The organism is Aestuariivivens sediminicola, assembly GCF_022662015.1.
Taxonomy (GTDB): Bacteria; Bacteroidota; Bacteroidia; order Flavobacteriales; family Flavobacteriaceae; genus Aestuariivivens; species Aestuariivivens sediminicola.
The window spans coordinates 378480-394822 of the sequence record NZ_JAKMCM010000002.1 but is presented as its reverse complement, the minus strand read 5'-3'; the positions used below and the strand labels follow the sequence as shown (position 1 = coordinate 394822).

The window sequence follows — 16343 nt, the reverse complement described above, 5'->3', positions numbered from 1 at the left end:
AGTTGCTACCACACTAGAATAACGCTGAGGCTATGGCCTTAATGTTATCACTTTTACCCATTGAATAGTAGTGTAAAAATGGGACACCCGCATCTTTTAATTCCTTAGATTGCTGTATGGCAAACTCGATACCTACCTGTCTTACCGCCTTATTGTCTTTACAGGCTTCGACCGCTTCAATAAGTTCCTGAGGTAAATCTATCTTAAAGACCTGTGGTAAAATTTGCAAATGCCGTTTTACTGCAATGGGTTTGATCCCTGGAATAATGGGTACGGTAATCCCTATTTCCCGGGCTTTATCTACAAATTCAAAATACTTTTGATTATCAAAAAACATTTGAGTTACCACATAATCCGCACCCGCATCGACCTTTTCTTTCAACCGTTTTAAATCGCTGGCCATCGACGGTGCTTCCATGTGCTTTTCGGGATAACCCGCTACACCGACACAAAAATCATAATTGTGATCGGCTTCCACACTATCGTGTAAATGCTGCCCTTTATTCAAATTTGCAATCTGTTTTACCAAATCACTGGCATAGACATTACCGCCTTCCGTAGGTACGAAATACGGTTCATCCTTTCTCGCATCGCCTCGTAAGGCCACAACGTTATCGATACCCAAATAATGGCAATCTACCAGAACGTATTCCGTTTCTTCCTTGGTAAATCCACCGCAAAGTAAATGCGGAATGGCATCCACTTTGTATTTGTGCATTATGGAAGCGCAGATGCCTACCGTACCCGGGCGCATTCTGGTAATACGCTTTTCCAGGAGGCCATTCCCCTTATCAATATAAACAAACTCCTCGCGCGATGTGGTCACATCAATAAATGGTGGTTTAAACTCCATTAAGGGATCAATATTGTTATACAAATCCTGGATATGCATACCTTTTTTTGGTGGTATGACCTCAAATGAAAACAAGGTTTTACCCTGTGCTCTTTTTATATGTTCTGTTACTTTCATTTAGCTTGGTCCTATGACGGACTTCCTATTCGTTATTCTTTTATTTCTTATGGCGTTTCCTTTCCAATTACATAGGATTGAAATTGAAAGCGAAAAGCCTCACTGCTACTGATCAGCAATATTTGGATGTAACCATTTTCTAGCTTTTTCCAAAGTAATTCCTTTACGGTGGGCGTAATCCGCAACCTGATCCTGAGTAATCTTGCCCAATCCAAAATACTTCGATTCCGGATGCGCAAAATAATACCCTGAAACAGCTGCGGCAGGCCACATGGCCAGACTTTCAGTTAATTTCACCCCGATGGCGGATTCGACGTCCAACAATTCCCAAATCGTTTCCTTTTCCAAATGGTCGGGACAGGCAGGATAACCCGGAGCCGGGCGAATTCCCCTATAATGCTCTTTGATTAAATCATCGTTTGTCAATGCCTCATCACTGGCATAGCCCCAATGCTTCGTGCGTATTTGCCTGTGCAAATATTCGGCAAAAGCCTCTGCAAACCGATCTGCTATGGCCTGAGCCATAATGGCATTGTAGTCGTCATTATCTTCCTTGTAAGCTTCTGCCACTTCCTGTGCCCCAAAAATACCAACACAAAACGCACCAATATAATCGGTTTTACCTGTTTCCTTTGGTGCTATAAAATCGGCCAGCGCTAAATTAGGAATTCCTTCTCTTTTCTTCAATTGTTGACGCAGGGTTCTGAATACAGCCACTTCCTTTCCTCTTTTCCTCACTGAAATATCATCGTCGTTGATCGTATTGGCCTCAAACAAACCGAATACGGCTTTTGGCTTCAGCAACTGCTTCGAGATCATCTTTTGTATCATGACCTGGGCATCTTCAAACAGATGGGAGGCCTGCTCGCCCACGACATCATCCTTTAAAATATCCGGAAATCTACCATGCAGATCCCAACTTCTAAAAAACGGACTCCAATCGATATAGGGCAGCAAATCCTTCAAACTCAATTGGAGCAATACCTGAACTCCCAATTCCCTGGGCTTTACTATAGCTCCTGTTTCCCAGGCTATACGGTATTTCTTTTCGCGCGCCTCATCCAATGAAATATAGGTTTTTTCCTTACCGCGTCTTAAAAATTTTGTTCTAAAATCTTCATAGTCCGCTTTCAGTTTAGCCACATAGTCATGCGCGGTCTTCTTATTCAGCAGATCACCTACCACGGTTACCGCTCGTGAAGCATCATTCACGTGTACCACCGCATTTTCGTATTCCGTGTCAATCTTAACAGCCGTATGGGCTTTGGAAGTCGTCGCTCCACCTATGAGCAAGGGTAATTCGAAATTCTGGCGTTGCATTTCCTTTGCCAGATACACCATCTCATCGAGCGATGGCGTTATCAATCCTGAAAGCCCAATGGCATCGACCCGCTCCTTGATAGCCGTTTCAATGATTTTTTCAGGCGGTACCATAACACCTAAATCGACAATCTCATAGTTGTTACAGGCCAAAACCACACTTACAATGTTTTTCCCAATATCGTGCACATCGCCCTTAACCGTGGCCATTAATATTTTACCCATGGGCTCCTGCCCTTCAGATTTTTCCGCTTCGATAAAGGGATTCAGGTAGGCTACAGCCTTTTTCATAACGCGCGCCGATTTTACTACCTGGGGCAAAAACATTTTTCCTGAACCAAACAGGTCCCCCACAACATCCATTCCCGTCATAAGATGACCTTCAATAACCTCAATGGGCTTGTTGGCCTGTAATCGCGCTTCATCAACATCTTCTATTATAAAGGCATCTATTCCTTTGACCAACCCATGCGTAATGCGGTCCTGTAAGGATCCCTGACGCCATGATAAATCCACTGTTTTTTCTTTGGAAACCCCTTTTACCGTTTCCGCAAATTCAAGCAGGCGCTCCGTGGCATCATCGCGTCGATCCAAAATTACATCTTCGACATGTTCTAACAGATCTTTTGGTATGTCATCATAGACTTCGAGCATGGCCGGGTTAACAATACCCATGTTCATACCGGCCTGGATGGCATGGTACAAAAAAACCGAGTGCATGGCCTCGCGCACCACATTGTTCCCTCTAAACGAGAACGATACATTACTCACCCCTCCACTCACATTAACGTTGGGTAAATTTTCGCGCACCCATTTCGTCGCTTCTATAAAATCAAGGGCATTCCTTCGATGTTCTTCCATTCCCGTAGCTACCGGAAAAACATTCAAATCGAAAATAATATCCTCAGAGGGAAACCCGACCTTATTCACCAAAATATCGTACGAACGTTTGGCAATTTCTATCCTTCTCTCGTAATTATCGGCCTGTCCTACCTCATCAAAAGCCATAACGATTACGGCGGCACCATAGCGCTTTATTTGCCTGGCCTCCCAGATAAATGTGTCTTCGCCTTCCTTGAGCGAAATTGAGTTTACCACACATTTCCCTTGAACGACTTGCAAACCGGCTTCAATAATCTCCCATTTGGAGCTGTCTATCATAATGGGTACCCGGCAGATATCGGGTTCTGCTGCAAGGAGGTTTAAAAACCTGACCATAGCCGCTTTCCCATCTATAAGTCCGTCGTCGAAGTTAACATCAATAATCTGCGCTCCTCCATCTACCTGATGACGCGCTATATCCAATGCCTCATCGAACTTGTCCTCCTTGATCAATCTCAAAAACTTACGAGAACCGGCCACATTGGTACGCTCACCAATGTTTATAAAATTGCTGTTCTCATTCAGGACCAGCGGCTCCAGTCCAGACAGTTTCATGTATTTTTTTTGTGTAGCTTTCATTTAAAGACTTTACAACAGCTTTTCAATTCAACCTCTTTTAGATGTGCATTCATGCGAAATGATATTCACTTTTAACCAGGTTCCTGTTCATATGTTGTACTTCTCTTTCTCATTTCAATGCGTCCTGTGTCGTAGTTACGATCTTTATCATCCTTCCACTCCGCTTAATGCAGCACAATTACGCGGTTTGTATTTGGCTGCAAGATTGGCAATCACTTTAATATGCTCAGGTGTTGTCCCACAACATCCACCAATGATATTGATTAAATCCTTTTTTAAATAGGCTTCTATCTGTTCTCCCATTTCTTCAGGTGTTTCATCATAAGCGCCAAAGGCATTGGGTAAACCGGCATTAGGGTGCGCCGATACGGCAAAATCGGTTTTACCTGCAATGGCTTCCAAGTGCGGTTGCAATAAATTAGCACCCAATGCACAATTAAATCCTATAGATAACAATGGAATATGCGACACTGATATCAAAAAAGCCTCGGCCGTTTGACCGGACAAGGTACGTCCACTGGCATCGGTAATGGTACCACTCAGCATTATCGGGATATCGAGATGACGTTCTTCTTTTATCTGTTCGATTGCAAATAGGGCGGCTTTGGCATTAAGTGTATCGAAAACGGTTTCTATCAACAAGACATCAACACCCCCATCTATTAAGGCTTCGGCCTGCGCTTTGTAGGCTATTCGCAATTCCTCAAAGGTAATAGCCCGGTAACCGGGATCGTTCACATCGGGTGACATATTCGCAGAGCGGTTTGTTGGTCCCATGGAACCGGCAACAAATCGTGGTTTATGCGGTTCTTTCGCCGTATAGGCTTCGGCGACCTCACGGGCCAGTTTGGCCGATTGATAATTCAACTCGTAGACCAAATCTTCCATTTTATAATCGGCCATCGCTATGGTAGTGGCCGAAAAGGTGTTTGTTTCAATAATATCGGCTCCAGCTTCAAAATATTTGGCATGAATGGTCTTGATGGCTTCAGGCTGGGTGATGGAGAGCAAATCGTTATTCCCTTTTAGGGCTATGGGATAATCTTTGAAGCGTTGTCCCCTATAGTCCTCTTCGGTAAATTTATATTGTTGTAGCATGGTACCCATGGCACCATCTAACACCAAAATACGTTCTTGTAATGCCGCTATAAAACTTGACATGTTTGATATTTTTTATATCGATATGTCATCAAGAAAAGTTTAGGAAACACTTTTCGTTATCTTTCCAACACCATTGGTGTTAGTAGAATGTAGCACCTTCTTATCCCAAGAGTTAAAAGGAAAAGGGTTGCCAAGGCTTCATTGGGTCTATTCCCTCTGCCTTTCTTGATAACATATTACGTTTATGAACTAGTGCGCTAAATTAACACTTTATTTTTAGAATAACATTAAAAGAAATGTAACTTTTATATGTTGAATTGTTATTCCTTTATTTTTAATCTTCGGGACCTCTCTCTTCCGTAACCTTTAATCAGTATGGAGTCTTCAGTGATTCGTGCGATGGAAAAAGCCGATGTATCGGGTGTGTCGACCATGCCCTTGAAGGTAAGGAAATGCACCCCATTTTTCTCTGTGTAATCGCCATTATGATTGTGTCCATTGAAGTAAAATTTAACATTGGGATACCCGTCTATGAGATTTAAGAACTGGGAATCATTCCATAGGTTATGCATCTCTAAGGGCCGCGCTACAGGAAAATGGCAATAAAAGCCAACGCGTTCATCGTTTCGAAGGGCGTCATCCAATTCACCTTTAACCCAGGCCAACTGATCCCTGCTTAAACCACCATTCCACGGTTTTAAATTTGGTAAGCTGTCTCTTTGTAACACCTTAAAGAGGGAATCTGTTTCTTTTTTCTTTACTGCTGAGATGGCCCCATGGGCACTCAAATCATTTCCATCAAGGACAATAAAGCGCCAGGAATTTACTTTAAAGCTGTAATATCTGTTCGTTAATCCTAATTTAGAAGGTACTTGGGGTTTTAAAGTATCTGCAACACTAAAATCGTGGTTCCCTAAAACATGCTTTTTGTCTGCCTTTAAGGTATTCCAAATGGGTACAACGGCATTGTAACTGGAAAACTCCCGATCTATAAAATCACCTAAATGAACAACATATTTCAATTCTTTAGAATTAAAAACATTCACCGCTTCCTGAAGTCTTCCTGAAGCAGTCCTGTAATATCGAATGCCGGAGGCATCGCAATCGCAATATTGGCAATCGGCAATAATACCGACATCAAAATACCCTGAAGACTTCTTCTCACCTGGCTTGCATGCCATAAAAAGGAGAACGAGACATAAAAAAGAATACCGCATCTTAACGCCCTTTCATTAGATTCTTAAAAAAATTATTCAAATAATTCGGAGGATAAATAACGATCACCCCGATCACAGATAATAGCCACAATAACACCATGCTCTATCTGCTTAGCAATTTGCAGCGCACAATAAACAGAGCCTCCGCTGCTCATTCCGGCAAAAACACCTTCTTCCCTAGCCAGTTTCTGTGTTGTTTCCTTGGCATCTTCTTCCGAAACGTCCACAATGACATCAACACGATCAGGTTCAAAGAACTTAGGGATATATTCCGGTGGCCACTTTCTAATGCCCGGAATTCTGGCATCATCGGCCGGCTGGGCTCCAACAATGGTGATGGCTTTGTTTTTTTCTTTGAGGTAGCGTGAGACACCGGTTATGGTTCCGGTGGTTCCCATGGCTGAAACAAAATGTGTGATCTGCCCCTTGGTGGCCTCCCAGATTTCAGGGCCTGTTGTTTTATAATGCGCTTTCCAATTATCGTCATTTTCAAACTGATTCAGCAGGGTATACCCTTTTTCGTCTCTTAATTTAAAAGCCAAATCGCGCGAGCCCTCTATACCGATATCGGCAGGTGTCAAAATGACCTGCGCACCATAGGCCCTCATGGTTTTTACCCTTTCTTCAGTAGAATTCTCGGGCATAATCAACACCATGTTCAAACCTAATAACTTTGAAATGAAGGCCAGTGCAATTCCCGTATTCCCACTCGTAGCCTCAACCAAAGTGCCCCCCTTTTTTATTTCACCCCGCTTCAAGGCTTCATAAATCATGTTGAAGGCAGGTCGATCCTTGACACTTCCTCCCGGATTATTGCCTTCCAATTTTAAAAACAACCTGACCCCCTTTTTAGAAATGAGATGGGTTGCTTCTACCAATGGTGTATTTCCTATTTGACCAATAATGCTATTTTCGAATGCCATTTTTTTTTGGTCTGATTTTTATTTCAGTTTGATATGTGACTAAGGAGTTTTCCGGAACCGACTGGGTAATCCAGACGTTAGCACCAATGATGCTGTTGGCGCCAATGACAATGTCGCCTCCTAAAATGGTGGCGTTTGCATAGATACAGACATTATCTTCAATCGTAGGGTGGCGCTTCGTAGAAGCCAGACTTTTGGCTACAGAGATACCTCCGAGGGTAACCCCCTGATAGATCTTAACATGGTTTCCGATAATCGAGGTTTCACCAATAACAATACCTGTTCCATGATCAATATAAAAAGATTCGCCAATGGTGGCCCCGGGATGGATGTCGATACCCGTGATACCATGAATGTACTCGCTCATCATACGGGGAAGAATATGCACCTTTTGTTTATACAGTTCATGACTCAGCCTGTAGATCGAAATGGCATGAAATCCGGGATAGGCCAAATAGATTTCATCCAAACTGTACGACGCCGGGTCATTACATTCAAACGCGATGGCATCCAGATCTAATTTTCTTCTAATTTCAGGAAGCTTCGCTTTGAAACTATGCCATAGTGCCTCGGCATCGGATATAGAAAGTCTGGAAAGGATCTTAAGAAATGTATTTTTTAAATAGCTGTCGTGTTCGTTTTTTTGTTCCTCATCAAAGAGTGAATAAAACAGACGCTTTGTAAAGAGTTTTACGGTATCCTTAAGGCAAACATTATAACTTTTCACAGGTTAGCATTTTATAAAGTTGGATTCTTTTGTTATCAAGGCTCGAATTAAATACGAAATTACACAATTAAAACGTCATGGTTTTTGTTTTTCTATTAATCCCTTGGTAAATTCATTCAAAGTCTCAACTTTATGCTCGAAATCCCCTTTTATAGTTTTTCTGTAAGTGTTTAAATTTTTAACCAAATCATCAACATTGTCGGGAATCACATCTTCAAAAAACTGGCGCAACCGCTTGGCTGTTGTTGGTGATTTTCCATTGGTACTAATGCCCAATTTCACATTGCCTTTTGTAACAATACCTCCCATATAAAAATCGCAGTAAGGCGGATTATCAGCAACATTAACCAATATACTGCGTTTTCTACAATGTTTATAAACCTTCATGTTAACTTCCGGAACATTGGTCGTTGCAATCACAATATGCTTTCCTTTCAGATACCTTTTTTTGTAATCGTCCTGTATTAAGGTCACGTCCCCTTTTTTCGATAAGGCCAATGTGTCTTCTCTAAATAGAGGTGACACCATGGTTACGGAGGCGTCAGGACTCGATTTTAACAAAAAAGTTAGTTTTTCCTCCGCGACATAACCCCCACCCACGATGAGTATGTTCAGATGTTTGGCCTTTAAAAAAATGGGATATAAATTGTTCCTTTCCATAGGTTAAGCGAAAGTGACTTCTCGGGAAATTGAACTGAGAGAAGCCCGTTGTTTTACCACTTCTCCAATGACAATGATAGCCGGAGCACCTAAGGCCTCTTCTTTTACAATATGCTGAATGGACTTTATGGTACCTATACCCACCTTTTCATCTTTGGTCGTTCCATTCTGAATGATGGCTACGGGCATGTCCTGCTTCTGTTCCTGTGTGTACAGGTGCACTATCTCGTCTAATTTATGCATGCCCATTAAAATAACAACGGTTGCTGTAGATTTAGCTGCACAGGCTATGTCCACGGAAAGCTGATGGTTTTTCGTTGTTCCCGTAATCACCCAAAAACTTTCGGATGCACCGCGCTTGGTTAACGGAATGCCCTGATATGCCGGTACTGCCGATGCGGATGAAATTCCGGGCACAACAAAGGTTTTTAACCCAAATGGCTTTACATAATCTATCTCTTCGGCACCCCGCCCGAAAATAAAGGGATCTCCTCCCTTTAAACGCACCACATGACCCTTTTCTATTGCCTTGGAAACAATGAGTTCATTAATCTGTTCCTGTTGAAATGCATAACACCCACGACGCTTACCGACAAAAATGAGTTCGGCAGCTTTAGAAGCATAGTTTAATAGGGCTTCGTTAATAAGTGCATCGTACAAAATAACATCTGCCGAGGCGATCGCTTTAATACCTTTCAAGGTAATTAAATCTTCATCGCCGGGACCAGCACCTACGACCGTTAATGTTGGTGTTTTTAAGCTCATTTATCTAAACCGCTTTTTTTAATCCGGTTTCAGTAGCACGATAGGCTTTGGCTTTTTCGGTGAATTGTTTTGCTTCAGCTATATAGGATGCAGCAAATGACTTCGAAGGGGCTACATGCTTAATTTGATAAATTAATTCAGAGAAAGCGGTGTCCAGGTTAATTTTTTCTGTTGAGATGAACACCTCATCGAATTGACTGATAATACCTGCATGCGTGTTTGTTCTTTTATTCTCGGCCAGTAATAAGGCCTTTGCTGAATTTACCATGGCACTGTAAGCATGATAAATGGCCCCAGAATACACTTCATTAGAAAAAGCGGCATTCGCATTTTCAATTTTTTCATCACTCTCAAGAAATAAAGTAGACACCAAATCGATAACTACTCCGGCACACTCGCCTATACCAATCTCCTTCTGGTATTTTTCCGTATTGCCCCAATCTATAAAATCATCCTGGGTTAAATTCGTAACATCCTGAAGGTCCTGCAGGAGATCGTAAAAATAGCGCTCACCCTTTTCCTTGTAATAATGCACAAACTTTTGTCCATTGGCATGGGCTTCAAAATCATTCAATATACGCCGTAAAGCTTCCGGACCACGCTTGCTCGGAACTTTAACAACTTTGTCGGCAAATACACCATGACCATCACCTAAATTTCCACCTCCCAATAACACCTGCAATGCGGGGGCGACCATTTTATCAGGTGTTCTGACAGACATGCCCTGGAAACCAATATTCGCCATACTGTGCTGACCACAGGCATTCATGCAACCACTAATTTTTATGACGAGGTCTTCATTTTGTAAATATTGGGGGTATTCGGCTTTTATGACCCGCTCTAATTCATCCGCAATACCGGTACTACTGGCAATACCAAGATTGCAGGTATCGGTACCCGGGCAAGCTGTAATATCGACAGCTTTGTTGTAACCGACCTCCGTAAAGCCCAATTTTTCTAATTCGGCATAGAAAAATGGCACCAACTCGCGCTTTACAAAAGGAATCACAATATTCTGACGCAAGGTCAATCGGATTTCACCTGCCGCATAATCTTCCACCAAATCAGCCAATAATCGGGCCTTATCCGTGTAAAAATCTCCCAAAAGCACCTTAATACCGATTGCCACATATCCATTTTGTTTTTGTGGAATAAGATTGGTCGATTTCCAGGTTTCGAAAGCACTTAAATTCTTGATATGGGTATCGGGAATATGAGTAATCTCAACAGGCGTGCAGGGTTCATAAGTATCTGCATTGATCGGCACAGATTGCATAGCGATAGCGTTTTGCTCTGCATCGACCAGGGCTTTAAAGGCCTCCAGACCAATATCCTTTATTAGGAATTTCATCCGTGCCTTAGCCCGACTCCGACGTTCTCCATGACGATCAAAAATCCTGAGGACACCTTCCATAATCGGTATGATCTTATCCGTAGTCACAAAATCATACAATACATCGGCATGTCGTGGTTGCGACCCCAGTCCGCCACCTATCAAAACCTTAAAACCACGAACACCATGTCTAACTTTTGCAATATAACCGATGTCATGCATGTAGGCCAGTCCCGTATCTTCATCTGATGATGAAAATGAGACCTTGAACTTACGTCCCATTTCCTGACATATCGGGTTTCTCAAAAAGAAACGAAAAAGTGCATCGGCATAAGGTGAGACATCAAAGGGTTCATTAATGTCGATACCTGCAGTTTCACTTGCCGTTACATTGCGTACCGTATTACCGCAGGCTTCGCGAAGCGTAATGTCATCCTGCTCCAATTCTGCCCACAGTTCCGGAGTTCTATTTAAATCGACATGATGGATTTGAATATCCTGTCGTGTGGTGATATGTAAACGACCTCGGGAATATTCATCGGAGACATCTGAAATTCTTCTCAGCTGATTACTTTTCACCTTACCGTAAGGCAATTTGATACGAATCATTTGCACACCTTCCTGGCGCTGTCCGTAAACACCGCGAGCCAAACGAAGGCTTCTGAATTTCTCCTCATCTATTTTTCCCTTATTGAATAGCTCAATCTTATTCGCTAATTCAATAATATCTTTTTCGACAATTGGATTTTCTATTTCTGTTCTAAAACTTTGCATGCTCTACTGATCTCCCTCTAGTGAAGTTCTTATGTTTAAATTATACTGTTGTACTGCACCTCATTTACTGGATAAAGCCAGCTCCTACAGTACTATTCGACTGGGTATCGATTAAAATAAACGATCCATTCGTTCTGTGATTTTTAAATTGATCGTAAAAAATGGGTTTGTTCAGTTTGAAAGTTACCGTAGCAATATCATTCATACTCAAACTTGAGACATCCGCATCTATTCCCGAATAATCCGGATGTATCTTGTGATGAATCTGATCTACTTTTGCCAATACCTTATTTATACCGTGCTGTACAATGTACTTTCCTCCTGGCCTTAAAGCATTTGAATCCATCCAGCACACATTGGCTGTGAATTGCTTGTCGATGGTCGGAAGATCACCTTCCTTGACGATCATATCGCCGCGACTTACATTAATATCATCTTCCAGGGTTATGGTAACGGACGACCGTCTTGAGGCCGTATCGTACTTTTTATCGTAAAAATAAATTTCCTTAATTTTTGATTTTGTCTGTGTTGGTAACACAACAATGTCATCACCTACACTCAAATTTCCCCCATAGACCTTGCCGGCATAACCTCTAAAGTCATGAAATTCTTCAGTCTTCGGGCGAATAACATATTGCACAGGAAAACGCGGGGTTCCCACATTAAAGATATCCGCTTTATCTAATTTTTCAAGGTGCTCTAATAAGGCCTCCCCATGATACCAGGGCGTGTTTTCGGATAAGTGAACAACGTTATCCCCTTTTAAGGCACTTACAGGAATAAAAGTGATTTTCTGGTCCTGATAATCACGTTTGCTCATCAGCTCTTCAAAATCGGCCTTAATTTTATTGTAAACCTCCTCAGAATAATCGACCAGGTCCATTTTGTTTATAGCAACGACAATATCTTTGATCCGCAATAAATTATTTATGAAAAAATGCCGGTGGGTCTGCTCAATAACCCCTTTCCTGGCATCAATTAAGATAATGGCGGCTTGAGACGTAGAAGCTCCGGTAACCATGTTCCTGGTATATTCTATATGTCCCGGTGTATCTGCTATGATATAGCTCTTCTTTGCTGTCGAAAAATAGATATGCGCAACATCAATGGTTATACCTTGCTCTCTTTCAGCCACCAGACCATCCGTTGCCAAAGAAAAATCTAAATAATCATAACCGAGTTGCTTACTCGTTTTTTCTATCGCCTCAAGTTTATCTGTAGTTAATGACTTGGTATCATAAAGTATTCGTCCAATCAAGGTACTTTTACCATCGTCTACACTTCCTGCTGTTGCTATTTTTAATACTTCCATTCTTTACCCACCTTCATCAATTGAAGGATTTTTGTTTTATTAATACCCTGAAATCACGGTTCATAAGCACTCAATGACCGCCCCAAGGGCAATAAACTGATTTATTCGTTATCTCTAATCTTAAAAATATCCTTGTTGTTTTCGCTTCTCCATAGCGGCTTCCGAACGTTTGTCATCAATTCGGGCCCCGCGTTCAGAGATCGAACTTTCTCTAATTTCTTCAACAACTTTTGAAATGGTCGTCGCTTCGGAAAGTACAGCAGCCGTACAGCTCATATCCCCTACTGTCCTGAAACGGACCATGCGCTCCACCACCTCTTCATGATCATCTCTGTAAACCACCTCATCATCGGCAGACCATATTAATCCATCACGCAAAAATGTAGCCCTGGTATGGGCAAAATAGATGGATGGTATTTCAATTCTTTCTTTTTCTATATAGGACCAAACATCCAATTCGGTCCAGTTTGAAATCGGAAACACCCGTACATTTTGTCCATGTTCTATCTGACCGTTAAGCATATCGAACAATTCCGGACGTTGATTCTTCTCATCCCACTGACCAAAATCATCCCGAACTGAAAAAATACGTTCTTTGGCCCTCGCCTTTTCTTCATCCCGACGTGCGCCTCCAATACAAGCATCGAACTTGAATTCTTCTATAGCATCCAACAGAGTTGTGGTTTGCAATATATTTCGACTTGCATAGCGTCCTGATTCTTCCTTTACCTTACCCTCATCAATAGAATCCTGAACATGTCTCACAATCAGTTCTAAATCGAGTTCCTTGACAAGACGATCTCTAAACTCAATGGTTTCAGGAAAATTATGTCCTGTGTCGATATGCATTAATGGAAAGGGGATTTTGGCAGGATAAAACGCTTTGACAGCTAATTGAACCAAGGTTATGGAATCCTTACCTCCTGAGAACAACAACACGGGTCTTTCAAACTGTGCTGCCACCTCTCTCATAATATAGATCGCTTCGTTCTCGAGCGAATTAATATGCGATGTATCCGTTTTGAATAAATTACTCATAATATCTTTTAAATTAAGCGTGCAAACCACATTCTCTATTTTCCAGAGCTTTTGTGGGATCGAAATATTTAAATTCGTTTGGCAGATTATTTTCCTCCAAATATAAGTCCAATTTCTCATCAGACCAATGGTAAAAGGGGCTAACTTTAAGCACGCCATCCTTGCTAAGACTAAAAATATCTATGCTATCTCTAAACGCTGTTTGACCTTTACGCAAATTGGTAAACCATATTTTTGGCTGGTGTTCTTCCATGGCTCGTCTGAAGGGTTCCAGCTTGACTTGTTCAGTAAACAAGGCATGTTGGGGATCATCAATACTTGGGATACCCATAACGACATCCCTATGCGCCGCGGTTTGTTTGGGTACATACAAAAAGACATTCAATTTCAAATCGTTGATCACCTTTTCTGCATGTCTATAGGTTTGCGGGGTGTTATAACCGGTATCACACCAAACAACCGGAATTTGAGACTCCTCACGACTTACAGCATGTAAAATGGCTGCCTCATAAGGCCTGAAATTCGTAGTGACAACAGCCGATTCGTTAAGCTCTAACGCTTTCCTTACAATAACTTCGGGAGTGGCATTTTTATAAGCTAGATTCCACTCTTCTATGTGACCTTCCGTAAACATTATTTTCCCCATTTTATAGTATTCCAAGCACGCTCATGAAAGAAATACAATATCATTTTCGAAACAAACTCAACAGAAGCAATGGCCGCGGCGGTTGAAACTTCTCCAACAATAATCCACGATAATATTAAGGTATCCAGAGTGCCTATAACCCTCCAGCTTATCGTCTTAGCTAAACTGCGCTTTACCTTTTCTGATGTGCCGTCATGATGGGTCGCGTTTTCTTCTGCAGGATGATTGATATTAATAACTTTAACCTCCTTGTTTGTTCTGTTTAATATGGCATCAATAAACATGTTGATTATTTTTATTATTAATCCTATCGATTTAATAGGAATTACAAAAGTAATACTTTTTGTGAGACTACAAACCCCTATCGTGATTTTTTAGGAAAATGGTACATTTTTACAGGTTAAATGCAAAAAGTGAAGTAATTGTAACCAAATTTTGAGGATTCTACACGTACTTTTTACCTGAAAGGTCCTCCAAAGTGGTGCTTCTCAGCACATAAAGTGTGTTATCCCGAACCTGGACCATGAGTCGATGCACGCTACATAAGTTCTCGTCGGGACAGTCATCGCACTTTTCATAAAAATTCAGGCTTACACAGGGTACCATTGCGATAGGGCCTTCAAGCACACGCATAACCTCGGTCATTTTAATATCTGAAGGGGTCTTACGAAGATAGTAACCCCCATGCTTTCCTTTTTTAGAACCTAAAATTCCAGCTTTTCTCAGGGTTAATAAAATACTCTCCAAGAACTTTTGCGGTATCTGCTCGCTTTTGGCTATCTCCCCTACCTGAACAGGAGTATCGCCCTTATGTCGGGCGATATAGGTGAGCGCCTTTAAACCATATTTCGTTTTTTTGGATAGCATTATGCTAATATAATTAATTTAATGCTTGTTCCAAATCTGCAATGATATCGTCAATATGCTCCAAACCAACCGATATTCTAACCAGACCATCAGTAATGCTTACTTCCAAACGATCAGCTTCCGAGAGCTTACTATGGGTTGTACTTGCAGGATGCGTCACAATGGTGCGCGTATCGCCCAAGTTAGCCGACAAGGAACACATTTTTATGCCATCCAGGAACTGTCGACCGGCCGCCACTCCTCCCTTAAGTTCAAAAGCAACGATATTTCCGCCTAATTTCATTTGCCTTTTGGCCACATCATACTGCGGATGCGACTTTAAAAATGGATACTTTACCCAATTCACCTTTGCATGATTTTCCAAAAATTCAGCTACTTTTAACGCATTTTCACAATGCCTGTCTACCCGAACAGGCAGGGTTTCCAAACTCTTTGATAATAGCCATGCATTAAATGGAGACAAGGCAGGTCCAGTGTTTCTGGCAAATAAATAGATTTCTCGAATCAAATCGGCATTACCCACGGTGAGCCCACCCAAAACGCGTCCCTGACCATCCATGAGTTTTGTAGCACTATGAATCACCAAATGGGCCCCGTGTTTCATAGGTTGCTGAACATAGGGTGTGGCAAAACAATTATCTATTATTAAGATCAGGTTGTGTGCTTTGGCAATGGCGCCCAAAAGATCTAAATCTATAATATCTACTGCCGGATTGGTCGGAGATTCAGCATAAAGAATCTTTGTTTTAGGATTAATACAGGATGCAATCGTTTCGGGTTTGGTGACATCAAAATAGGTCGTATCAATCTGCCACTTGGGAAAATACTTGGTAAATAACGTATGGGTTGATCCAAATACCGACCGGGCAGAGACAATATGGTCTCCGCTCTCCAACAGCGCTGCAAATGTCGAATAAATTGCGGCCATTCCCGTTGCAAAGGCATATCCGCTTTCGGCACCCTCCATGAGGCATACCTTTTCAACCAATTCAGAAGTATTCGGATTGGTAAAACGGCTGTAAATATTACGCTCCTTTTCTTCCGTAAACGACGCCCTCATATCCTCAGCATCCTCGAATACAAAACTTGATGTTAAATACAGTGGACTGGAATGTTCTAAAAATTGGGTACGATCCAATTGGCTACGAATAGCTTCCGTCTCAATATGTTTCTTTCCTTTGCTCATCTCATCCTATTTAATTTGGTCCAGGCCCTAGTTCACCCGACCT

15 protein-coding genes and 1 riboswitch are annotated in these 16343 nt (G+C 41.8%); all 15 genes read right to left on the bottom strand.

All coding sequences use genetic code 11. The features are described 5' to 3' along the window. Positions 1 to 13: 13 nt before the first annotated feature. A complete protein-coding gene (gene metF, locus MR041_RS06565) occupies positions 14 to 970 on the bottom strand; it encodes a methylenetetrahydrofolate reductase [NAD(P)H] (RefSeq protein ID WP_242092804.1) in 957 nt (318 codons plus the stop codon). A 105-nt stretch (positions 971 to 1075) separates the two neighbouring features. Further along, positions 1076 to 3751, bottom strand: coding sequence for a methionine synthase (gene metH / locus MR041_RS06560; RefSeq protein WP_242092803.1), 2676 nt, complete (start codon positions 3749 to 3751; stop codon positions 1076 to 1078). A 147-nt stretch (positions 3752 to 3898) separates the two neighbouring features. After that, positions 3899 to 4912, bottom strand: coding sequence for a homocysteine S-methyltransferase family protein (locus MR041_RS06555; RefSeq protein WP_242092802.1), 1014 nt, complete (start codon positions 4910 to 4912; stop codon positions 3899 to 3901). A gap of 53 nt (positions 4913 to 4965) precedes the next feature. Continuing rightward, a riboswitch (SAM riboswitch) is annotated at positions 4966 to 5087 on the bottom strand. 85 nt (positions 5088 to 5172) lie between these two features. After that, complete coding sequence (locus MR041_RS06550; protein ID WP_242092801.1) at positions 5173 to 6033, bottom strand: metallophosphoesterase; 861 nt, start codon at positions 6031 to 6033, stop codon at positions 5173 to 5175. A 68-nt stretch (positions 6034 to 6101) separates the two neighbouring features. Next, complete coding sequence (cysM, locus tag MR041_RS06545; RefSeq protein WP_242092800.1) at positions 6102 to 6992, bottom strand: cysteine synthase CysM; 891 nt, start codon at positions 6990 to 6992, stop codon at positions 6102 to 6104. Next, positions 6976 to 7719: a serine O-acetyltransferase EpsC gene (gene epsC / locus MR041_RS06540; protein WP_242092799.1), complete on the bottom strand. Its 744-nt coding sequence runs from the start codon at positions 7717 to 7719 to the stop codon at positions 6976 to 6978. The genes cysM and epsC overlap by 17 nt, the downstream gene beginning before the upstream one ends. Positions 7720 to 7794: 75 nt before the next feature. Then, entirely contained in the window at positions 7795 to 8379 is a 585-nt protein-coding gene (locus MR041_RS06535; RefSeq protein ID WP_242092798.1) for a precorrin-2 dehydrogenase/sirohydrochlorin ferrochelatase family protein, read from the bottom strand. Between the two features lie 3 nt (positions 8380 to 8382). Then, a complete protein-coding gene (cobA, locus tag MR041_RS06530; protein ID WP_242092797.1) occupies positions 8383 to 9144 on the bottom strand; it encodes a uroporphyrinogen-III C-methyltransferase in 762 nt (253 codons plus the stop codon). 4 nt (positions 9145 to 9148) lie between these two features. Further along, a complete protein-coding gene (locus MR041_RS06525) occupies positions 9149 to 11251 on the bottom strand; it encodes a HEPN domain-containing protein (RefSeq protein WP_242092796.1) in 2103 nt (700 codons plus the stop codon). Positions 11252 to 11315: 64 nt separating this feature from the next. Further along, the gene (locus tag MR041_RS06520; RefSeq protein ID WP_242092795.1) at positions 11316 to 12563 is read right to left on the bottom strand and encodes a sulfate adenylyltransferase subunit 1; all 1248 of its coding nucleotides are present in this window, start codon (positions 12561 to 12563) and stop codon (positions 11316 to 11318) included. A 120-nt stretch (positions 12564 to 12683) separates the two neighbouring features. Next, positions 12684 to 13601, bottom strand: coding sequence for a sulfate adenylyltransferase subunit CysD (gene cysD, locus MR041_RS06515; RefSeq protein WP_242092794.1), 918 nt, complete (start codon positions 13599 to 13601; stop codon positions 12684 to 12686). Positions 13602 to 13614: 13 nt separating this feature from the next. Further along, positions 13615 to 14247, bottom strand: a complete 633-nt coding sequence (locus MR041_RS06510) for a phosphoadenosine phosphosulfate reductase domain-containing protein (RefSeq protein WP_422613566.1) — start codon at positions 14245 to 14247, stop codon at positions 13615 to 13617. After that, entirely contained in the window at positions 14235 to 14531 is a 297-nt protein-coding gene (locus MR041_RS06505) for a DUF2061 domain-containing protein (RefSeq protein ID WP_242092793.1), read from the bottom strand. Before MR041_RS06505 ends, MR041_RS06510 begins: the two co-directional genes overlap by 13 nt. Positions 14532 to 14691: 160 nt before the next feature. Further along, positions 14692 to 15114 carry an RrF2 family transcriptional regulator gene (locus MR041_RS06500; protein WP_242092792.1) on the bottom strand — a complete coding sequence of 141 codons (423 nt, stop codon included), beginning with the start codon at positions 15112 to 15114 and terminating at the stop codon, positions 14692 to 14694. Positions 15115 to 15127: 13 nt separating this feature from the next. Beyond that, the gene (locus MR041_RS06495) at positions 15128 to 16300 is read right to left on the bottom strand and encodes a trans-sulfuration enzyme family protein (RefSeq protein ID WP_242092791.1); all 1173 of its coding nucleotides are present in this window, start codon (positions 16298 to 16300) and stop codon (positions 15128 to 15130) included. Positions 16301 to 16343 lie beyond the last annotated feature (43 nt).

Bases quoted from the DNA above. Each gene is read 5' to 3' on its own strand.
- cobA (WP_242092797.1), bottom strand. From the start codon at position 9,144: ATGAGCTTAAAAACACCAACATTAACGGTCGTAGGTGCTGGTCCCGGC.
- MR041_RS06505 (WP_242092793.1), bottom strand. From the start codon at position 14,531: ATGTTTATTGATGCCATATTAAACAGAACAAACAAGGAGGTTAAAGTT.
- cysM (WP_242092800.1), bottom strand. From the start codon at position 6,992: ATGGCATTCGAAAATAGCATTATTGGTCAAATAGGAAATACACCATTG.
- MR041_RS06555 (WP_242092802.1), bottom strand. From the start codon at position 4,912: ATGTCAAGTTTTATAGCGGCATTACAAGAACGTATTTTGGTGTTAGAT.
- MR041_RS06525 (WP_242092796.1), bottom strand. From the start codon at position 11,251: ATGCAAAGTTTTAGAACAGAAATAGAAAATCCAATTGTCGAAAAAGAT.
- metH (WP_242092803.1), bottom strand. From the start codon at position 3,751: ATGAAAGCTACACAAAAAAAATACATGAAACTGTCTGGACTGGAGCCG.
- MR041_RS06500 (WP_242092792.1), bottom strand. From the start codon at position 15,114: ATGCTATCCAAAAAAACGAAATATGGTTTAAAGGCGCTCACCTATATC.
- MR041_RS06550 (WP_242092801.1), bottom strand. From the start codon at position 6,033: ATGGCATGCAAGCCAGGTGAGAAGAAGTCTTCAGGGTATTTTGATGTC.
- MR041_RS06510 (WP_422613566.1), bottom strand. From the start codon at position 14,247: ATGGGGAAAATAATGTTTACGGAAGGTCACATAGAAGAGTGGAATCTA.
- MR041_RS06520 (WP_242092795.1), bottom strand. From the start codon at position 12,563: ATGGAAGTATTAAAAATAGCAACAGCAGGAAGTGTAGACGATGGTAAA.
- cysD (WP_242092794.1), bottom strand. From the start codon at position 13,601: ATGAGTAATTTATTCAAAACGGATACATCGCATATTAATTCGCTCGAG.
- metF (WP_242092804.1), bottom strand. From the start codon at position 970: ATGAAAGTAACAGAACATATAAAAAGAGCACAGGGTAAAACCTTGTTT.
- MR041_RS06535 (WP_242092798.1), bottom strand. From the start codon at position 8,379: ATGGAAAGGAACAATTTATATCCCATTTTTTTAAAGGCCAAACATCTG.
- MR041_RS06495 (WP_242092791.1), bottom strand. From the start codon at position 16,300: ATGAGCAAAGGAAAGAAACATATTGAGACGGAAGCTATTCGTAGCCAA.